19 protein-coding genes are annotated in these 18,079 nt (G+C 59.0%); 9 read left to right on the forward strand and 10 right to left on the reverse strand.

What is annotated here, in order from left to right; all coding sequences use genetic code 11:
• The first annotated feature begins 108 nt into the window (after positions 1-108).
• Entirely contained in the window at positions 109-978 is an 870-nt protein-coding gene (locus tag IRZ31_RS04505; RefSeq protein ID WP_297150142.1) for a CHRD domain-containing protein, read from the forward strand.
• 133 nt (positions 979-1,111) lie between these two features.
• On the opposite strand, the gene IRZ31_RS04510 is transcribed toward IRZ31_RS04505, so the two are convergent.
• A complete protein-coding gene (locus IRZ31_RS04510; RefSeq protein WP_297150145.1) occupies positions 1,112-2,002 on the reverse strand; it encodes a type II CAAX endopeptidase family protein in 891 nt (296 codons plus the stop codon).
• Between the two features lie 106 nt (positions 2,003-2,108).
• Here IRZ31_RS04510 and IRZ31_RS04515 point away from each other — a divergent pair, with 106 nt between their 5' ends.
• From IRZ31_RS04515 to IRZ31_RS04530, 4 genes are all read left to right on the forward strand, one after another.
• Complete coding sequence (locus IRZ31_RS04515; protein ID WP_297150148.1) at positions 2,109-2,489, forward strand: GntR family transcriptional regulator; 381 nt, start codon at positions 2,109-2,111, stop codon at positions 2,487-2,489.
• A gap of 42 nt (positions 2,490-2,531) precedes the next feature.
• Positions 2,532-3,641, forward strand: coding sequence for a DUF1648 domain-containing protein (locus IRZ31_RS04520; RefSeq protein WP_297150151.1), 1,110 nt, complete (start codon positions 2,532-2,534; stop codon positions 3,639-3,641).
• Positions 3,642-3,749: 108 nt separating this feature from the next.
• The gene (locus IRZ31_RS04525) at positions 3,750-5,372 is read left to right on the forward strand and encodes an FAD-binding oxidoreductase (RefSeq protein WP_297150154.1); all 1,623 of its coding nucleotides are present in this window, start codon (positions 3,750-3,752) and stop codon (positions 5,370-5,372) included.
• A 253-nt stretch (positions 5,373-5,625) separates the two neighbouring features.
• Entirely contained in the window at positions 5,626-6,399 is a 774-nt protein-coding gene (locus IRZ31_RS04530) for a 3-hydroxyacyl-CoA dehydrogenase (RefSeq protein ID WP_297150157.1), read from the forward strand.
• Positions 6,400-6,457: 58 nt separating this feature from the next.
• On the opposite strand, the gene IRZ31_RS04535 is transcribed toward IRZ31_RS04530, so the two are convergent.
• From IRZ31_RS04535 to IRZ31_RS04570, 8 genes are all read right to left on the reverse strand, one after another.
• Positions 6,458-8,047 carry a PAS domain-containing sensor histidine kinase gene (locus IRZ31_RS04535; protein ID WP_297150161.1) on the reverse strand — a complete coding sequence of 530 codons (1,590 nt, stop codon included), beginning with the start codon at positions 8,045-8,047 and terminating at the stop codon, positions 6,458-6,460.
• 112 nt (positions 8,048-8,159) lie between these two features.
• Entirely contained in the window at positions 8,160-9,104 is a 945-nt protein-coding gene (locus IRZ31_RS04540) for a hypothetical protein (protein WP_297150162.1), read from the reverse strand.
• Between the two features lie 254 nt (positions 9,105-9,358).
• A complete protein-coding gene (locus tag IRZ31_RS04545) occupies positions 9,359-9,736 on the reverse strand; it encodes a zf-HC2 domain-containing protein (RefSeq protein WP_297150165.1) in 378 nt (125 codons plus the stop codon).
• Complete coding sequence (locus IRZ31_RS04550) at positions 9,733-10,434, reverse strand: sigma-70 family RNA polymerase sigma factor (protein ID WP_297150168.1); 702 nt, start codon at positions 10,432-10,434, stop codon at positions 9,733-9,735. Before IRZ31_RS04550 ends, IRZ31_RS04545 begins: the two co-directional genes overlap by 4 nt.
• Before the next feature lie 279 nt (positions 10,435-10,713).
• Positions 10,714-10,908, reverse strand: coding sequence for a hypothetical protein (locus tag IRZ31_RS04555; RefSeq protein ID WP_297150170.1), 195 nt, complete (start codon positions 10,906-10,908; stop codon positions 10,714-10,716).
• A 131-nt stretch (positions 10,909-11,039) separates the two neighbouring features.
• A complete protein-coding gene (gene amaP / locus IRZ31_RS04560; protein ID WP_297150172.1) occupies positions 11,040-11,615 on the reverse strand; it encodes an alkaline shock response membrane anchor protein AmaP in 576 nt (191 codons plus the stop codon).
• A 97-nt stretch (positions 11,616-11,712) separates the two neighbouring features.
• On the reverse strand, positions 11,713-12,180 hold the full coding sequence (locus IRZ31_RS04565) for a hypothetical protein (RefSeq protein WP_297150175.1): 468 nt from the start codon (positions 12,178-12,180) through the stop codon (positions 11,713-11,715).
• Positions 12,181-12,200: 20 nt separating this feature from the next.
• Positions 12,201-12,692 (reverse strand): Asp23/Gls24 family envelope stress response protein, encoded by a 492-nt coding sequence (locus IRZ31_RS04570; protein ID WP_297150177.1) that lies wholly within the window; start codon positions 12,690-12,692, stop codon positions 12,201-12,203.
• Between the two features lie 591 nt (positions 12,693-13,283).
• Here IRZ31_RS04570 and IRZ31_RS04575 point away from each other — a divergent pair.
• The 3 genes from IRZ31_RS04575 to IRZ31_RS04585 all read left to right on the forward strand — a co-directional run bounded on the left by IRZ31_RS04575 (position 13,284) and on the right by IRZ31_RS04585 (position 16,296).
• On the forward strand, positions 13,284-13,973 hold the full coding sequence (locus IRZ31_RS04575) for a response regulator transcription factor (protein ID WP_297150179.1): 690 nt from the start codon (positions 13,284-13,286) through the stop codon (positions 13,971-13,973).
• Positions 13,974-13,987: 14 nt separating this feature from the next.
• Positions 13,988-15,457 (forward strand): ATP-binding protein, encoded by a 1,470-nt coding sequence (locus tag IRZ31_RS04580; RefSeq protein ID WP_297150182.1) that lies wholly within the window; start codon positions 13,988-13,990, stop codon positions 15,455-15,457.
• A 125-nt stretch (positions 15,458-15,582) separates the two neighbouring features.
• Positions 15,583-16,296 (forward strand): YceI family protein, encoded by a 714-nt coding sequence (locus IRZ31_RS04585; protein ID WP_297150185.1) that lies wholly within the window; start codon positions 15,583-15,585, stop codon positions 16,294-16,296.
• Between the two features lie 229 nt (positions 16,297-16,525).
• Here IRZ31_RS04585 and IRZ31_RS04590 read toward each other — a convergent pair whose 3' ends face one another.
• On the reverse strand, positions 16,526-16,939 hold the full coding sequence (locus tag IRZ31_RS04590; RefSeq protein ID WP_297150188.1) for a DUF4383 domain-containing protein: 414 nt from the start codon (positions 16,937-16,939) through the stop codon (positions 16,526-16,528).
• A 397-nt stretch (positions 16,940-17,336) separates the two neighbouring features.
• Here IRZ31_RS04590 and IRZ31_RS04595 point away from each other — a divergent pair, with 397 nt between their 5' ends.
• Positions 17,337-17,882, forward strand: a complete 546-nt coding sequence (locus IRZ31_RS04595) for a sigma-70 family RNA polymerase sigma factor (protein ID WP_297150191.1) — start codon at positions 17,337-17,339, stop codon at positions 17,880-17,882.
• Positions 17,883-18,079 lie beyond the last annotated feature (197 nt).

Here is an 18,079-nt window from a genome sequence, read left to right on the forward strand (position 1 = left end):
TTTGATATCTTTCATATTGTATAGACTATTATAATCTAATTATGAGTAAAGCACCATAATATCCTTATATAGTTGAAAAACATTTTTGTCATGAAAGGAGGAAGCAAGATGGGCGCTTTCAAACCGAGAGCTACCGCCTGGGCTGGTGCCTTGGGGGGGCTAGCGCTGCTGTTTGTGCTGGTGGCCTGTGGAGCCGCCACCCCTTCCAGCGGAGCGGCGCCGAACAGAACAGCGGTGGCGTCCACCTTTGCCAGTGTCGTCTTTAAGCACATGCCGACGGGGACGGCGCAGTTGATCTGGACACCCCAGGATCACAGCCTGACTGTTAAAGTCAGTATGCAGGGATTAGTGCCGGGCACCAGTCATCCGGCGCACATTCACAAAGGGAGCTGTCAGCGCCCGGGGCCGGTTGTCTATCCCCTGCCGATGCTGCGTGCCGACGAGCATGGCCAGGCTAGTATTACCGCTGTCTTCAAGGGCGAGAGCGAGGGCATTCCCGCGACTGGCTGGTATATCAACGTCCACAATGGGCCGACTGCCGTTACTGCGGCTCAGATTCAATCGATCTCCTGTGGCGACATCAGCAATCCAGCGAGTTCCTCGCCCAAGAGTCGGCAACAGGTCACTGTGGCCCTGGGCGAAGATATTGCCCCCAACCAGGCTATCAAGGGGCAGGCTCAGCTTCGCCTGGAGGGGCGCATCCTCACTATTCACGTCGCCGTCAGCGGGTTGGCTCCTGACTCAACCCATGATTTCCAGCTGCATGCTGGCAGCTGCAGCAGCATGGGGCAGTCGCTCTATAATCTCCAGCCCCTGAAGGCCAATGCGCGTGGCGAGGCCGATGGCAGTCTGACGGTGAGAGGGATCAAAGCCATTCCTCCCAGTGGCTGGTATCTAGTCCTCTATCAAGCTAGCGGGGCCTCGGTGGAGGCCAATAGCGATATCATTGCCTGTGGGGATGTAGTTCCCGCTATCTAAGCGCACTGCTTACTGCTATGCGTGCGGAGAGGGCAAGCCGCGGACATAGCCAGCCACGGTCAGGCGACCACCACCGGCTGTGTCACTGGCTGGCTCTCTCTCGTTGTTTTCTAGCTACCAGACACGCCCTTGCTCAGGCAGGGGCCGCTTTCGTCTGCAGGCCCGCCTTGAGACGACCGCTCAGCATGAGCCAGAAGGCCAGACAGCCCAGCAGGAGAATGGCAAGTACCCCGTTGTAGGCAACTACGAAGAACTGCGAGTTGCCGGCGAAGAGCATCACGCTGAGGCTCCCTCCGATAGTGTTGGTGGCGGCATGGGCCAGACTGCTAGCCCAGATGCTGCCGCTGCTGAGGCGCAACCAGCCGAAGATGATCGACAGCACGATCGTGAACACGATGAACAGCATCGCCCCCCACCAGGGATTAGGGTAGCCCTCATAGCCCATGAAGATCAGGGGCAGATGCCAGCAACCCCAGATCACCCCCGTGACAATAGCTGCTAGCTTGGGGCGTCCCACGAAGAGGCGCAGCTGCAGATAGCTACGCCAGCCAAATTCTTCGCCCCAGAGTACCGGTGTGGCTATCACAGCTGAGATCAGTAATTGAAGCAGCAACACAGGCCACAGGGCCGGTGGCAAAGGCCCGGTGCGAACCGTGGGAGCATAGAGCTTGAGGAAATGCTGCAGGGTGAAATCTGGCCTGGCTATGCCAAGAAGTAAACTAGCGCTGACAATCAAGCTCGTGTTAATGAGCGGTAGCAGAAGAGCAATCAGGTAGTAGCGCCACTTTCCTCCGCGCAGCGAGAGCCGCAAGCCAGCGTCGCTCAGTCCTTCACGTGTCACCCACAAGCGCACGATCAAGGCCGCGATGGCTGGCATAAAACCGCCGGGCAAGAGAATCAGCTGAAAGAAGGGGCTGTTGACGGCTATTCTCGTAAGCATGCCCAAACCACTCCAGCAGAGCCAGGCCCCTACGAAGGTGATCAGCAGGTAAACGACGATTCCTGTTCGCTGGCTCTTCTCCATGATGGCGCTCTTTCTCCTTTCCTTCATCCCCTTGTCAACCTGGGGATTGCCTCTTTGTGCTATTTGTTATATAATAGATATAACAAAAAGTCAAGGCGAGCTGGCGATGTTGATCTTCATCGAACCCGAGAGCGAGAAGCCGATCTACCAACAGATTCGCGATCAGATCGTTGAGGGAATTGCCCGCGGCGAGCTGCCGCCGGGGACGGGGCTGCCATCGATCCGGCAGTTAGCTGCCGATTTCGGCATTAATCTGCACACTGTCAACAAAGCCTACGAGCTGCTGGAGCGCGAGGGCTTTCTGCAGGTGAGGCGCAAGACGGGGGCGGTGGTCCAGCCACGCGGTCGCCTGGCCGAGGATTGGGAGGCGCGCCTGCGCACGCTGCTGGCGGAGGCGCTCGCTCAGGGGCTGCCCGCTGAAGAGATTCTGGTGCGTTGTCAGCGCGTGCTGGCTACACTGACTGATCACGAACAGCCCGATCGGTAGCTAGCTCAGCAGGAAGGAGAAAGAAGGAAAAGCGTAGAAGCCATGAATGCTCTTTACACCTGTATCAATGTTCTCATGCTCATCTGGCTAGTCATGATCTGCTGGCTCTGGCCGGATCTAGCCTTGCCAACCTTACCTTTCGGCGTGCGTGTCCCGCCGACGCATGTGAACGAACCGGTGATTGCGCAGTCCCGGCAATGCTATCACCGGGTGCTCCTGCTGACAGGGCTGGCCGGGTTGCTGGTCCTCCTGCTAGTGGCCTTCTTCTTACCGCTGTGGGGGCAGATCTGGGCCATGCTCGGTGTGCTGTTAGGGACAGTTGCCATCGCGGGCATCAGCTACGCTCTGCTAAATCTGAGGCTCCGGCGTATCAAAGAGCGGGAAGGCTGGTATGCCGGTCTGCGCCAGGCGGTTGCGGTAGAGGTTGGAGTCTCCGAGCAGCGCAGCTGGCCCTCGCCCTTCTGGCTTGGGCTGGATCTCCTGCTGCTGGTGGCGCTCTGGGTTGTGACGGTCGTACGTTATCCGCTTCTGCCGGAGCGCATCCCCCTTCATTTTGGCCCTGACGGTCAGGTGAATCGCTGGGGCGGAAAGCAGGAGCTACTCTTGTTCTCCTTGCTTGCCCTGGCGCTCAATATTCTGCTCCTTGGGTTGGCGCTCGCGCTGCCTGTGAGGAGCCGGCAGCTCGACCCTGCTGACCCAGAGCAAGCGCGTCGCGATCGGCAGCGCAGGCAGCAGGCCCTACGCAATCTGCTGGCCTCTGTGTTGGGGATCGTGAATCTCTGCTTTTTGCTGATCCTCTTACTGCTCACGCAGATCATTCCGCCAACGAATCTCAATGTGATGCTCATGGTAGTCCTGCTGCTGATGCTGCTCCTTGGGCTGGGGGGACTGATGGTCTTTTATCTGGTCCGCGCCAGGCCCTCCCAGGTCTACGCCCTGCGCACAAACTATGTGGCGCGCGACGACGATCGCTACTGGAAAGGAGGCCTGGTTTACATCAACCGCGATGATCCAGCGCTGTTTGTAGAAAGGCGCTTAGGAATGGGCTGGACTGTTAATCTAGGCCATCCACTTGGCGTAGCGTTGTTGCTGGCCATCCTGCTCGTGGTGGTTGCTGCTCTGCTGCTTGGTCTCTTGGTTGGGCAGCGCTGACGGAACGTCAGAAAGGGCTGGGACAGGCTATGTGCTACAATCAAGAGAAGGGGGCTGGGCTTGCCAACCCGCCCGCTTTCCAGCCTTTCCTGCGTCAGGAGCAGAAGCATGAGCCCGAGACGGCGCAAATTCTGGGGCTGGGGCTATGAGGGGGACATCCTCAGTGAGGAGGAACTGAACTGGCTAGAAGGGACATGGGCGCCCTTCTTCGGCATAGAGCAATTCGAGGTCACCCCGCCGCCAACGGTGGAAGAGGTTGATCTGCCTCCTCCGCGCCTGAGCGTTCCCTCTCAGCTCGCGGCCATTTGTACTACGGAACCCTATGAACGACTGCGCCATGCCTATGGCGCTTCTTTCCCCGACTCTGCCCGCGCCTTTGCGCGCGACTTTTCTCATCCACCCGATGTGGTGGCCTATCCGCGCGACGTTCAAGAGATCACAGCCCTGCTCGACTGGTGCTATGCCCAGGATATTGTCGCCATCCCCTTTGGCGGAGGCACGAGCGTCGTAGGCGGTGTCGAACCACCGCCAGTGGCGGAACGGGTGCTGACTATTGATCTGACGCGCATGCAGCGCGTGCTGGCCATAGATGAAGCATCACAGGTGGCGCTGATCGAGGCTGGCGCTGCCGGCCCAGTGCTGGAGGAGCAGCTGCGGCCCGGCGGCTGGACGCTGCGCTTTTTCCCTCAGTCCTTTGAGTTTTCGACTCTCGGGGGCTGGATCGCTACGCGCGCTGGTGGCCACTTTGCAACCCTGGCGACGCACATCGACGACCTGGTCGAGAGTGTCGAGTTGGTCACACCGCGCGGACTGATCGTCTCACCGCGCTTCCCTGCCTCGGGGGCTGGGCCCGACCCGCTGCGGCTCTGGCTTGGTTCTGAAGGTATTTTTGGTCTAATCACGCGCGCCTGGGTGCGCATTGTGAGGCGTCCGCGCTTTCGTGCCTCGGCCAGCGTGCGCTTTGAGGAGTTCGAAAAGGCCAGCGAGGCGGTGCGTGCCATTGCTCAGGCCGGTCTTTATCCTGCGAACTGTCGCCTGCTTGACCCCTGGGAGAGCCTGGGCAGTGGCCTGGGCAATGGCACGCAGGCGTTCCTGGTGCTGACCTTTGAGTCGGCGGACCATGCGCTTGATCCCTGGCTACGGCGTGCGCTTGAACTGTGTGCCGACTATGGGGGGGTCGTGGAGTCGCAGGCGAGCGAGAGCGGCCAGGGGGAAAGCCATCGTCAGGGATCTGCTGGCCGCTGGCGCCAGCGTTTTTTGCGCATGCCCTGGTATCGGGAGGCCATGACGGCGCGCGGCATCATCTCGGATACCTTTGAGACCGCTGTGACCTGGGAGCGCTTTCCTCGCCTGTATGAGCAGGTACGCCTCACTACTGCGCAGGCTATTCGCGAAGTGACCGGCAAGGCCGGCTGGGTCAGTTGCCGCCTAACGCATGTCTATCCCGATGGGGCGGCAGCCTACTTCACCTTCTGCGCCCTTGGGAAGAAGGAAGCTCTGGTACCGCAGTTCTGGGAGATCAAGCGCGCGGCCCTGAATGCTGTGACCGAGCATGGGGGGACGATTACCCACCATCATGCCGTTGGACGAGATCATCGCCCCTGGTACGATCGTGAGCGGCCCATGCTTTTTGCCGAGGCCCTGCGCGCGACCAAGCAAACACTCGATCCGCGCTGGTTGCTCAATCCCGGCGTGCTGCTGGACCCGCCTTCTGGTCCTGGCGTGATATAGTAGTAGTTATAAAAGGGCAACGGATGCCAGGCCAGCGTAGAGGCGGGGCCGGCCCCTGCTGAGGCCCTTAAGCCTCGACTCACCTCCCTACCCGGCAGGTATCAGAACCTTGCAAGGTATAAGCCCATTATAGCGTGAAAAATGAAGTGAGGTGGATGAAAGGAGCAGAAGAGTAGGCGGTGAGGTGAGGGAGCACCGACTCGGCCTGGCGTCCACGACCAACGTGTGAAAGCAATGACGAGGGAGTATCAACGTGGAACTCAGTGGCAAAAGCGTCATGGTGACGGGAGGCGCCTCCGGACTGGGGGCGGCCTGTGTGCGGCTCTTTAGCCAGAGCGGTGCGCGTGTGCTCATCGCCGATATTAACAGTGAAGGTGGCCAAAAACTCGCCCAGGAGATCGGTTCTGCGGCGCGCTTTGTGCTAGCCAACGTTGTCGACGAGGCTTCAGTGCAAGCTGCTCTCAAAGAGGCTCAAGAGGCCTTCGGCGGCCTGCACGTCCTTGTCAACTGTGCCGGCATTGGCCTCGCCGAGCGCACGCTTGGGAAGCACGGTCCTCATAGCCTTGAAGCCTTCACTCGTGTCATCCAGGTCAATCTGATCGGCACTTTCAATGCTCTGCGGCTGGCAGCGCAGGTCATGAGCAATAACGAGCCGAACACTGAAGGTGAGCGCGGAGTCATCATCAATACAGCGTCAGTAGCTGCTTTCGATGGGCAGATTGGCCAGGCGGCCTATTCGGCTTCCAAGGGGGGGATTGTCGGTATGACGCTCCCTGTCGCTCGCGACCTGGCGCGCAATGGCATTCGCGTTGTCACTATTGCTCCTGGTATCTTTGACACACCGCTGATGGCGGCGCTTCCTGAACCGGCGCGCGTCTCCCTCCTGCAGCAGGCGCCGTTCCCGCCGCGGCTGGGCAAACCAGAAGAATATGCTCTGCTAGCCCGCCACATTGTCGAGAATCCAATGCTTAACGGCGAGGTCATTCGCCTCGATGGCGCCATTCGCCTCCCCTATCTGATCCGTTAAGGAAAGGAGCTGAAAAGGAGGGAGCCGCTTTTCTTCGGGAGGCTGACAGCGTGTCCTCCTAAGCGGCTCCTTCCCTGCTCTCTGTCTGTTGTGTAGGTTGGCTGGTCCCCTCGGTGGGCGCAGCCAGCGGCAAGGTGAACCAGAAGGTCGAGCCAACTCCCTCGCAGCTCTCAACACCAACCTCGCCGCCCTGCTGCTGAATGAGACGCCGACTGATGTACAGGCCCAGCCCAAGGCTGGCTCCGGCGTTCTGATAGGGGCGAATGCCAGGCACCTGATAGAAGCGCTCCCAGATGTGCCCGCGAGCCTCATCGGGTAGACCCGGGCCCGCATCGCGCACCCAACAGCGCGCAACAATAGCGCTGCGCTCTATCCCCACCTCGATCGGCTGCTCCGGCGGCGAATACTTCAGCGCGTTCGTGAGATAGTTATGGACCACCTGCTCGATACGATCGCGGTCGATATAAACAAAAAGAGGCTCCTTCTCAGGTAATTTGAGCGTAATCACGCGCTGCGGAAAAGCCAGCTGCAAATCCTGGACTGTCTCGCGCACAATCTCCACCAGGTCCCAGTGGGCCAGGCGCAGCTCCAGCCTCTCATCCTGGTTGCGTGACATCTCCAGCAAATCATTGATCAAACGGTTCTGACGGCGTAGGTGTTGCTCGCCGCGCTCTAGTAGGCCCTGAGCCTGCTCAAGGAGCTGGAGGCGTGTCTCCTCATCCAACTCCGTCGAGCGTGCTAGCCGTTGCAGCAAACGGCGCGCAAGCTGAATATTACCCAGCAAGGCCGTCAGCGGCGTCTTCAATTCATGAGTGGCCAGGCTCAAAAAAGCATCGCGCTGGCGCTCAAGTGCTGTTTGCTTGCTGATATCGAGCATAGTGCCGATATAGCCAGCGAACTGGAGGCTGGCATCGTTGTAAGGAGTGGTACGAACCAGCATATCGTGATACTCGCCATCGGCTCCCAAGAGGCGAAACTCGGTCTCGTAAGGCTGCCGGGCGCTCAAGGCCATCTGCCAGTGCTCCAGCACTCGTCGGCGATCGGACGGATGGAGCGCCGCGGTCCATTGCCAGCCCTGACACTGCTCTACGGGGCGGCCAGTAAATTGCTGCCAGGTCGTATTGAAATAGAGAGCAGCCCCCGTCGTATCGGTTTGCCAGATAATAATAGGAGCGTGTTCAGCCAGACTGCGGAAACGCTCTTCGCTGGCCTTGAGAGCCGCCTCGGCCTGTTTGCGCTCTGTGATATCGCGTGAAATTGCCAACAAACAGGAGATGCGCCCTTCATGATCAAGAAAAGGCGTGATTGTCACCTGCCACCAGCGGGGGGTTCCCTTCATGGTTGGACAGAAGCCCTCGAAATGCCCCACTCGTCCGGCGCGGGCCTCTGCCAGAGCCTGCTCGGCCAGGAGGCGCCCCTCGCCCGACCAGAAAGTCACCCACTCGCTATTGAGGCAGCTGGCGACATCCTCGATCTCCAAAGCGCGGATACCGCCCTGATTGAGCCAGAGCAAGTGACCCTCGTGATCTAACAGCTTAATGCAGTCAGGACTCTGATCGATAATTTCGCGAGTATGACTCTCCTGCAGCAGTTGCTCGATAGAAGGACCTCTGGCGGGAGGTCCCTCCTCTGGAAACGTTCCAGCCATTGTGGCTACTCCTCTTTACCCGAGCGATCTGAATCCAGGTCATAACGCTCTTCATTATGCCACTATTTTCGCTCGTTGTGGATTTTTCTCGGGTCTGCTCATGCCCACCCTCTCACCGCTCGCTCTCATTATCCGCATCAGACGCTGAGGGAGCCGTGCCAGGGGCAGACGATGACCCCGGCTCTCCTACCTGTGGGCCTGCAGTCTCAGCAACTCCAGGCGCTGGGCCGGCTGGCCCACCCAGAATAATCTGGCGCAAAAGGAGCGTATTCGGGATCGAGAGCAAGCGGGTCTGACCCGTTTCGTCACTAACCTCCAGGGTGGTGTACATGCCCGACGTTGCTTGAAAACGCCCCTGATACCTGCCGAAGCGCAACTCTTGACTCGAAGAAAAGTGACGGCGAATATAGTAGCCGGCGATGATATTGCGCGCTGCTTCCTGTGAGCCGAAGCCGAAGCTTAGAGCAATAGCCAGACCTAGAGCCGCCAGCAGAATCGTAAAGCTCGTCGTGAGCACCGTTGTATCAATGCCGAGCAGCGAGATAGCGATGATCACCAGAAAGGCCAGCAGGACATACTCCACTAACGAGGCCAGCAGGCGGCTGTAGGCAATATTGACGCTGCGTGCTAGAGCCGCCACCGTTGCGGCCAGAAAACGCGCACCCAGGCCGCCCAGCAGCAGGAGCAGGGCGGCACTGATGGCCCGCGGCACAAAGTGCAGAATAGCCTCTAGAAAGTCAACCAGGCTAACGAACTCCAGCAGGCGTGCAGCCGAAGTAAAAAAGCTCAGTAGCAGAAAAAAGAAAACAGTGTTTGATAGAAAGCGTGGCACCGAAGGAGAGAGACCAAAACGGCGTAAGAATGCGGCAAAGCCGAGGCGCTCCCCAAGCTGCTGCGCTCCCACATGCTCCAGCAGAAAGCGCAGTCCCCAGCGTACCAGCAGACTCAGCACATAGCCGATGGCCAACAGCAGCAAGCTATTAATCAGGCGAGGAACGAACGAAGCGATCTCCAGCAGTGTCTTGCTCAGACTATCAATGACTGGTTGGATGTTCATTGCTCCCTTCTTCTTTCCAGGTTAAATCAGATCAGAGCGCTCGCTCATAAAGGCCATCTGTACGGAACTGGCATCACAACACAGCTGCCCCTCGCTGTCCGGTCTGCCCTGTCTGGCTCATCGTGGAGCCGAAGCCATCAGTCCGGCTCCGACTCAGACCTGAAGCGAAGGATCAGTCTGACAGACAGACGGACAGGAGGGCAAGTCGAGACAAGCAAGGCGTCGAAGTCGAGGAGCACAGGACGGCTGGCTTATCAAGGCCCCGGCTCGACCTGCACACCAGCAGAGCCCTCGTTACTCTCCCAGTCTGGGACCAGGAAGGCGCCGAGCATGTGCAGCAGCTCTCTGAGCCAGGTGGTCAGGGCCAAGGCAGAAAGGTCGAGCAGCTCCAGGCTGCAGCGCTCTTGATGGAGACGGGCCAGAACACGGCGCTCCAGATTGACGGAGACGGGAACCGCTCCTTCACGCTGCCGCAAGACCTGGAAAAAAGCATGGACCTGGCGCGCGACCTCGAATTCGCGCCGACAATCAGGACAGACGGAGAGTGCCGCCCGTGCCTCCGCCTGTTGGGCTGCAGACAAGCTACCGTCGACCAACTCTGGAAGAAGGGATCGCAGTTCGTCACAATTCATGGCTGCTCCTTTTTTCTCTGCCGCTGCCGCGGAAGCGGCTGAGTCTGCTGCGAGGGACGCTGCTGCCCCGAACGCCCTGGCCGAGGGCGGGAACGTACCACCCGCGCATAATGGCTACAGAGCTTAAGAAAGAGGCGCTGGAAGGCCAGCCGGGCCCGATGCAGACGCATTTTGATAGCGCCCAGGCTCACGTCGAGCGTGCGCGCTATATCGTCATAGCTCAGCTCTTCCAGCTCACGCATCACAAGGATCTGAGCCTGCTCTCGCTCCAAAGTGCAGAGAACAGTATTAATACAGTCTCTCAGCTCGTTTCGCAACAGTTGTTCCTCTGGATGGGCCAGGGAAACCGCCGCTGCTGGCGATGGCTGAGCCTGCTCTGACGCCTGCTCGATGGGTGCAGCCCAGGGGTGGCGCCGACGCCGCTCCAACGAATCCAGGGCGGCGTTGGTCGCCATGCGATACAACCATGTTGAGAACTGGGCGGGATGCTTAAGCTGGGGCAAGGAGTGGTAAGCCTTGAGCAAGACATCCTGAGTGATATCCTCCGCTTCTTCGCGGTTGGCGACGATCCGAAAGACCAGGGTATAGATGCGCTGAGTATAGCGCCGGACCAGCTCCTCGAAGCTGCGAGTAGTCTCAGGCAATTCGTGCTGGCAGCGCATTACCAGAGCGGCATCGCTAAGCATACTCTCGTCCAAGGACGTATTCCACCTGCTAATGAGCAGGCATGACCGCCTGCATCAGGAAAGATGGCCTGTCTCATTCCTTGCTTGTACCCTGCTCCTACCCTATCCAGTTCTGCCTGGCTGAGTGGGTCAGGTCAGGCAGGGACCCAGGTCAGGAGTGAAGGCAGAGGAAAGGAGAGAGCAGGCGCTGCGCCATCCCTTGGCGGCCATGCCAGGGCAGAGTCGAGGATGGGGCAAGAGAGTGAACGAGCGATCAGCCGATCAATTGACGGATGATCGGCCTGGCTCGCCTCAGATCAGATCGCGCCGGCGTCCCTGCAAATCTTCCCAAAGGGCCACCACATTGATCTGGCCCTCGGCAATGCCGCCAACCAGCCAGCCCAGAAAGGCGAGCACGGCAACCAAGAGCGCAGCCCCAAAGCCAAAGGCTACCCAAACGACTCCGAGAGCAAAGCCTAGCACCAGGCCTAAGGTACGGGCCGTCATCTTCTCACTTCCTCCTTTCATTGCATCTCAGCGCGTGAGACAGTGCCTTGTCCAAGGCTAACAGGCCGACCACGGCGGCCAGCTGACCGCCGGTCTGTCTGATCAGGCAAGGAACTGCTCCGCCACCTTCCTTAGCGGACACGTCTCCCCCGCCCGGGAGAGGCGACCTGTGTAGCAATCTCTACCCTGGCTACCGGCAGGCCGAGGTGATGCTGAAGGGTCTGTTGCAGCTTCTCTTGAAGCGTCCTCCCTACCTCTGGCGCTGCCGCATCGGGAGAGATGGCGGCCTGAACGTGCACGCGCAAGCCCTGCTGCTCCTGGCGCACTGCTCCCCGAGTCTCCAGGATACCTGGCACCGTCCCGGCGACATAACGCACCAGCTCATTCACGCTACTGCGCGTCACAGCAACCATGCCGCGGCTATCGTGTTCAATAACAAATTGAGCGGGTGGGCGTTTGCCTGGCAGCAGCTCCACGATGAGCAAGATCAGACCAACCAGCGCCAGACCTATTCCCACCAGAGTTGCGGTCGTAGCGTCGGCCTGGTTAAGATGGCTCAAGAACTCCCATTGCCGCTGCAAGAAGCCACTCGGGCTGACCTGCGCCGCGGTGACCAGTCCTGCTTCCAACAAGATGAGCACGATTCCCACTACCAAAGCCACCAGGCTCAAGAGCACAATCAACAGACGATTGAATATATTTCTCATAGCACTTCCTCAAAAAGCAGAGGGAAACGGCGTTCCCACTCGCCAAGCAGGAGAACAGACAAGGGAGGAGAGTGGGAGCGCGTCACCCAGGCAGCCCTTAACGCACGTCGTCGAAAAAGACATTAATCGTCCGTGCAGGCTGTTGCCCAGCCTGGGCAAGCACACATTGAATCGCGGTGCGGATCTGCTCGCCCAAATCCAAGAGGGAAACCTGATTGCTGCTAGAGCTGCGTGCCCGTGGGCGCTGCTGAAGCTGAGCGCTGGCGCCGCCACCTGGACGTGGGAGGCCACCACTGTTACTATGATGACCATCGCGCCGGCCCGCAGGGCTACTGCGTAAAGCCTGCTCAGCCAGTACCACGCGGACATCGACCTCCAGCGAGTCGGGCGTGGGGCGTTTCAAGACAACCCCACGCACAAACTCACCGGGGCCATAGGTACCTTCGCGGGCAAAGCGACCCGCGCTTAGCTCTAGCACCGCTGGGATTTGACAGACCGCCTCTGCCACTGCCCGCGCCAGCGAGAGATCGTCAAGGCTCGTCGGGGCCGCTTGCTGCTCAGTCATACCCCTGGCCATCCTCTCCACTATTGCACGCGTGGCTGATTCTGGCGTGCCTGCTCTTCGGGGAAGTAGAGGTCGGTCACGGCAATGTTGACCTCTTTCACCGTCAGGCCGGTCATGGCCGCCACCCGATTAATGATGTTCTGGCGCACCGCCGCCGCCACCTGAGGAATGCTCACGCCGTAGTCGACCACCATGTTCAGGTCGATGGCTGCCTCCTGCTGACCCACCTCGACGTTGACTCCAAGGGAGCGTGTATCTCCTCCGGTGACGCGACTGGCTAGACCGGCGATGGCTGCCCCCGCGCCGGAGGGCACAAGCTCATGGACGCCCTCAATCTCGCGGGCCGCGATGCCGGCAATCTTCGCCACCACATTGTCGGCAATGGAGGTCTTTCCCTGCGGTGTCACTGCCTCCACCCCGCGCCCCATCGTTGCCGGGGCCACACCACGAATCGAGCTTTGCGGCGCAGCCGTAGCTGTTGCGGTCGTCTGTTCATCAGGACGATCTGGCATTTCTATAACCTCCTTTGATCGTATGCATGAGTAGCTGTCGGTTCTGCTTCTTCTCTGACACTGCCTCTGTCGTGATCTTCCAGGCAGCTCAGGTCCTGGACAAAAAGAAGATGGCTACGGAAAAGAGCCTGTCAGGCTGCTCTCATCTTTATGATAGAGAGGATGCAAATGTCCACCACCGCAAGAGAGAGACGGCAGAACTTTCAAAAAGTCACGCCTCTCTTCTCGCTGACGCCGGCCAGCAGGCGCCATCTTCCCAGTGCAAGAGAGACTCCAGAAACAAACACGGCTTGTCCCGGTTCAGCGTTTCTGTCTGGAGCGAAGCAGTCGGCATGCCCGGAGACTGGTGGCAGTTGAGCTTAACAAAGCTCCCACAATTTTCCAATCAAATTCTCATAAAAAGCTGCTATCCTAGGAAGGGCAGATTCCGGGAACCAGCCGTTGGTCTCTTCCTCTGTGCTTCCAGGCAGTCTCTCCCCTTCGGCCTCTGGGCGAAACTGGCGGGAGGGACGAGGCCAGGGAGGTATTAATCCAGTGGCATGAACCGCTCTCTGCTGCGCTGGCAAACGCGAGCATTCGGGGGAAGAAGGCATGCATATTCTTGTCATTGAAGATGAGAAGCGCCTGGCCTATCTCTTGCGCCGTGTGCTGCAGGAAGAGCGGCACACGGTAGATCTGGCTCATGATGGTCAGAGCGGTCTTGATCTAGCACTTTCCGACACCTACGACGTTGTCATCCTTGATCTGATGCTACCGGGAATCGATGGATTGGAGATCTGTCGACAGATGCGGGCCGAGCACGTCACCACACCAGTGCTGATGCTCACGGCGCGCGGAGCCATTGAGGATCGGGTGACCGGCCTCAACGTGGGAGCTGACGACTATCTCACCAAACCCTTTGCAATGGCTGAGCTGTTGGCTCGCATCAATGCTCTGCTGCGGCGGCGTGACCGTCGCTTCGACGATAACCTGCAGCTAACCGTTGGCGACCTGACTCTCGACCTGGTACGTCACGAGGCGCGCCGCGCAGGGCGGGTTATTGAGCTGACAGCCAAGGAGTTCGCCCTGCTCGAATACCTGATGCGCCATCCCGGTCAGGTGTTGAGCCGTACACAGATTATCAATGCGGTCTGGCGTTATGACATCGACGCTCTCTCCAATGTCGTAGATATCTATATCCACTACTTGCGTGAAAAGATCGATCAAGGTTTTGATTATCCTCTGATTAAGACTGTGCGTGGTGTGGGCTATAAAATCGAAGCGCGGGAGAGCGGCAGATAAGCGAGGATAGGGCTATGTTCCAAGGCTATAGATGGATAAGCGGCCTCCTGAGACGATCAGGTCGCCGATTGCTGGTTGAAGAAGCGGGGGCGAGCCTCTTCCGCGGTCTACGCACGCGCCTGACACTCTGGTATTGCAGCGTCCTGGGAGCGGCGCTGATCCTCTTCGGGGTTGCGCTCTACTTTGGAGCCAATTATTTTCTCCTGCAGCCGCTAGAAGACTCGGCCCAGCAGCATGCTCGCATGCATGCCGAGCAATGGCTCGCGGGGCATCTTGACCGCGCCTGTACTTCTTCCATGCCGGGCAGTCCCTTTCCGGCGCCTGGCAAAGAGGGCCCGGTCATGGAATGGGTGCTGTGCTTTGATGCTCAGGGCCATCCTCTCATCGGCAGCGATGATCAGCTTCCGCCAGGTCTGATCAGTGGCAGTCTCGTGCAACAGGCTGTCCAGCAGGGTAGCGCCAGCGACATCGTTGACGGCGGCCACTCCTTTGGTGCCATCTACCGCTATGCTGTTGCCATACCCAGCAGCGACGGCTCTGCGGTCTCCGGCGTGGTGCTGGTAGGCGAATCAATCCAGGCCCAGGAAAATGCTCTCTCTTTGCTCCTGATCCTGCTCCTGTGTCTGGGGGCTTTAAGCTTGCTCGGGGCAGGAGTCGGCGGCCTCTTCCTGGCTAACCGGGCCCTCGCTCCAGCGCGGCTGGCCTGGGCTAATCAGCAACGCTTTATCGCTGACGCCTCGCATGAACTCCGTACGCCTCTCACACTCCTCCGGGCCGATGCTGAAGTACTGCTACGCAGTCACGACCGTCTGCAAGGGGAGGACGCGGCTCTCCTGGAGGATATTGTCACAGAAACCAACCATCTGGCAGCCATCGCTAACAATCTGCTCACTCTGGCTCGTCTCGACAGCGGCCAGCTGCATCGCGAACATGAGGTCATGCACTTGGGGACCCTTGCCCATAATGGAGCGCGGCGCATTCGCGCGCTTGCCGCGCAGCGGGCCATTCGGGTAGAAGAAGAGCACCATGACCAGCCATATGTAATTGGTGATCCCCTCCTCCTCGAACAGGCCATTCTGGTCCTCCTGGACAACGCTCTCAAGTACAATCGCCAAGGCGGCAGCGTCCTCATCCGTACGCTAGAGCGCGATGGAAGAGCCATTCTGGAGGTCTGTGATACTGGCATCGGCATTCCACCAGAACATCTGCCACACCTGGGGGAACGTTTCTATCGCGTCGACAAGGCACGTTCGCGCGAGGCGGGAGGCACCGGGCTGGGCCTCTCAATTGCCCGTAGCATTGCCAGACTTCACCGTGGGCAACTGACGCTGACCAGCGTACCCAATCAAGGCACCGTTGCAACACTCAGCTTGCCGTTAGCTCGCAGCGCGCGATCTGAGGTCCTACAGCACCAGTCTGCATACCACAAGATGACAGCTCCTGGCCAGCGATCAGATGCGCGCGAAACGGGCCTCAGTCGCTAAGGAGGAGCTTTCTCCAGCAGGGAGTTTTTTTCTCCTGGTCCTGTAAACAATGCAGCAATCCAGCGTAAAAGATAAAGGGCCGGTCAATTGTAGATGATAGAATATTGCTTTCACAGGGAGGAACTATGAAGAGGAAGAGCATCATCGTTGCAGTTGTGCTCGTGGTGGTAGTTGTTGCCGTACTTGTCGGCAGCTTCTTGGTCTATGCCCAGCACTTTGCCAGTAGCGTCAATCAGCCGCATCAGGCGGCGGGACCGATCAGCGTCACAGGGACGCCGACCACGATCCCGGGGCTGCGCACCTTCCAGATTGTGCCCGATCAGACTACGGCAAGCTATAGCGTCTATGAGAACCTCATTATCGAGAATAAGCCGCATAACAAGGTCATCGGCACTACTCATGCGGTCCAGGGCAGCTTTGGGGTGCGTACCGATCCCACGCCGCTCATTGGCAACATGAAGATCACTGTGGATCTGCGAACCTTGCAGACCGATTCGCCACGACGCGACAACTATGTGCAGCGTAATGCTCTCCAGACCGATCAATATCCCTACGCAACCTTTGTCTCCGTGCTGGCTCAGGGTTTGCCCGCTAACTATAGCGATGGACAGAACGTGCATTTCAAGCTTATCGGTAATCTGACCATGCATGGCCAGACCAACCGCACTGAATTTGATGTCCAGGGCAAGCTTAGCGGCGACACGATTACTGGCACGGCGACGACGACGATCTATATGACTGACTTCGGCATTCAGCCACCGAATCTCGCCAACATTGCCATTTCTGAGAACCAGGTGACGATCTCGATCACCTTCACCGCTCGTGCCGCTGGAAGCTGAGCGGATAGGAGGAATAGAAGGGACGCCCTGCCGCCTGTAGCGACGGGGCAGGGTTAAAGGCAGAGAGAAAGAACAGCGCTATGCTGGGCGCTGCTCTTAGAGGCGCAGGCAGGCCGTGCGCGAGCCTGGAGATCACTCTTTGGCCCGTGCACGGCCTGCTCGTTCAATGGAGGGAAGCAAGCCGTAGCCTGCGGGTGGCAGGCCACCAGATCAGGACAGGACTGGCAGATTAACGCGCTTTACCGTAGCTCTCGCCCGACAGAGCCTGACGACCAACTGGTAGGAAGCCAACGATGGCTGCGGCGGCACCGACAATCAGATGGAGCAGATTATCGGCCAGATTAATATGGACGAGAGAGAGCAGCATTCCGTCGGGAGCAAGGCCCGGGATGAACCCTAGAATTCCGACCAGCAGGTAGACAATTCCCAGGATCTGAGCGTAAAGGCGCGACCATCCTGTAAAGGCCGCCGCGATGCCCAGAATACCTACGAGCAGATGGATGAGATTGTGCTCGATATTGACCGCGAAGATGCCCAGGAGCGCCCCATCGGTCGGGTTCAGAATGAAGCCAAGGATGCCAACTAGCAAGAAAACAATCCCGATAACCAGAGCGAAACCACGAGCAAGATCAAACTGTCTCATGAGGCAGAACCTCCTTTCTGCAAAGGGGCTACGTGATAGTGGGGCTGACGGATTACTTCACTCTTTCGCGCGCGCTCAGCGCTGTGGTTAGGAGCCGGTTCCCTGGCCCTGACTGCTGGCGGGCGGGCAGGTAAAGAGATCCAGAGGGCCATCTTTTGCGTATCCATCGTAGACAGAGCCTGTGATAGAGAGGCGGCGTAGCTTAATAACTTGCTATCATGCCTATAATGGCCTCTGTAGTGGCCTCTGGATCTTTTGCTTGCGACGAGGACCGTGAAGTGCAATGAGTGCATCGGGGAAGAAGGAGGGGCAGGGTTCCGGTGGGAAGGCTTCTAGCTCTGGGCCCAGGGCGAGGCCCCCGCACATCCCTGTTGAAGAGCTGAGCGACGAGACGCTCGTGCGGGCGATTTCCCTCGGCGTAGTCTGGGCTTTGGAAATGCTCTATGAGCGTTACCATCGCTTGCTCTATTCAGTAACGTACCGCATGGTCAAGGATCATCAGGTTGCCGAGGACTTGCTGCAAGAAGCCTTTCTGGCGGTCTGGCAGAACGCCGGTAGCTACTCATCGCGCATGGGTTCGGTCCAGAACTGGTTGATCTCGATCATGCGCCACCGGGCGATCGATCACCTGCGTCGCCTGCGCACTCACGCTGAATTGCGTGGGATGCCCCTGGAAGATGCTGTCATCAGCGAGGGAATGGTCACTGCTGATGCCTGGGATGCGGTCTGGCGCTCTGTCCAGGGGGCGCAGCTGCGGAGGGCACTCACGATGCTCTCCAGCGAGCAGCGCCTGGTCATTGAGCTGGCCTATTTCGAGGGCTGGACCCACTCCGAAATTGCCCGGGCCTATGGCCTTCCCCTGGGAACGGTCAAGGCTCGCATGCGCCTGGGCCTGATGCGCCTGCGCAGCATTCTCGAACGACTCGGTACTGTTGAAAGCTAGCGCCCTGCATTCAGGCAGGCAAGATAGAAGCTCGCCAGGCCCCATCTATCCTGTGGCGTTGCCCGCTGCACAGGTCCCACGTCAGGCGCTTGCCTTGCTTATTGTCCATGACAGGCCACAGCGATCTCCCTCTCTCCAGTCTGGCCCCGCCGCTGGAAGAGGAGGGAGCGGCTAGCCGTTAGGCGGACAATCTCATT

It is taken from the genome of Thermogemmatispora sp. (genome assembly GCF_019683635.1).
In the GTDB taxonomy this organism is placed as follows: domain Bacteria; phylum Chloroflexota; class Ktedonobacteria; order Ktedonobacterales; family Ktedonobacteraceae; genus Thermogemmatispora.

Coding starts and splice junctions, on each gene's coding strand:
- amaP (WP_297150172.1), bottom strand. CDS start 11,615: ATGAGAAATATATTCAATCGTCTGTTGATTGTGCTCTTGAGCCTGGTG.
- IRZ31_RS04555 (WP_297150170.1), bottom strand. CDS start 10,908: ATGACGGCCCGTACCTTAGGCCTGGTGCTAGGCTTTGCTCTCGGAGTC.
- IRZ31_RS04520 (WP_297150151.1), top strand. CDS start 2,532: ATGAATGCTCTTTACACCTGTATCAATGTTCTCATGCTCATCTGGCTA.
- IRZ31_RS04570 (WP_297150177.1), bottom strand. CDS start 12,692: ATGCCAGATCGTCCTGATGAACAGACGACCGCAACAGCTACGGCTGCG.
- IRZ31_RS04535 (WP_297150161.1), bottom strand. CDS start 8,047: ATGGCTGGAACGTTTCCAGAGGAGGGACCTCCCGCCAGAGGTCCTTCT.
- IRZ31_RS04505 (WP_297150142.1), top strand. CDS start 109: ATGGGCGCTTTCAAACCGAGAGCTACCGCCTGGGCTGGTGCCTTGGGG.
- IRZ31_RS04525 (WP_297150154.1), top strand. CDS start 3,750: ATGAGCCCGAGACGGCGCAAATTCTGGGGCTGGGGCTATGAGGGGGAC.
- IRZ31_RS04580 (WP_297150182.1), top strand. CDS start 13,988: ATGTTCCAAGGCTATAGATGGATAAGCGGCCTCCTGAGACGATCAGGT.
- IRZ31_RS04590 (WP_297150188.1), bottom strand. CDS start 16,939: ATGAGACAGTTTGATCTTGCTCGTGGTTTCGCTCTGGTTATCGGGATT.
- IRZ31_RS04540 (WP_297150162.1), bottom strand. CDS start 9,104: ATGAACATCCAACCAGTCATTGATAGTCTGAGCAAGACACTGCTGGAG.
- IRZ31_RS04515 (WP_297150148.1), top strand. CDS start 2,109: ATGTTGATCTTCATCGAACCCGAGAGCGAGAAGCCGATCTACCAACAG.
- IRZ31_RS04575 (WP_297150179.1), top strand. CDS start 13,284: ATGCATATTCTTGTCATTGAAGATGAGAAGCGCCTGGCCTATCTCTTG.
- IRZ31_RS04565 (WP_297150175.1), bottom strand. CDS start 12,180: ATGACTGAGCAGCAAGCGGCCCCGACGAGCCTTGACGATCTCTCGCTG.
- IRZ31_RS04510 (WP_297150145.1), bottom strand. CDS start 2,002: ATGGAGAAGAGCCAGCGAACAGGAATCGTCGTTTACCTGCTGATCACC.
- IRZ31_RS04585 (WP_297150185.1), top strand. CDS start 15,583: ATGAAGAGGAAGAGCATCATCGTTGCAGTTGTGCTCGTGGTGGTAGTT.
- IRZ31_RS04545 (WP_297150165.1), bottom strand. CDS start 9,736: ATGAATTGTGACGAACTGCGATCCCTTCTTCCAGAGTTGGTCGACGGT.